1 protein-coding gene is annotated in these 383 nt (G+C 60.3%); it reads right to left on the minus strand.

What is annotated here, in order from left to right:
• Positions 1 to 72 precede the first annotated feature (72 nt).
• A partial coding sequence (locus tag JYB63_RS22645; protein ID WP_205660191.1) for an MBL fold metallo-hydrolase occupies positions 73 to 383 on the minus strand: 311 nt, incomplete at its 5' end.

A 383-nucleotide genomic window follows, 5' to 3' on the forward strand; every position in this document is an offset into this window, starting at 1 on the left:
GCGTCGGCGAAAGCCACCAGTTTGAAGGGGCGCGCTATGCGCCCCTTAATTATTTCTGCCGGGAAATGATCGTTACCACACCGCCGGCTCTTCGCGCAGGAACGGGTTGGTCTGGCGCTCGTGACCGAAGGTCGACATTGGACCGTGGCCGGGAATAAAGCGCATGTCGTCGCCTAACGGCAACAGCTTGGTGCGAATAGAGGCGATCAGCGCCTGATGGTCACCGCGCGGGAAGTCGCTGCGCCCCACGCCGCCGTTAAACAGCACATCACCCACCAGCGCCAAACGCGCCTGCTCATTGATAAAGACGATGTGGCCCGGTGTGTGCCCAGGACAATGCAACACCTTGAGCTTCATCTCGCCCACCTGCATCTCATCGCCTT

The sequence above is a fragment of the Aliamphritea spongicola genome (assembly GCF_017051665.1).
Lineage (GTDB): Bacteria > Pseudomonadota > Gammaproteobacteria > Pseudomonadales > Balneatricaceae > Amphritea > Amphritea spongicola.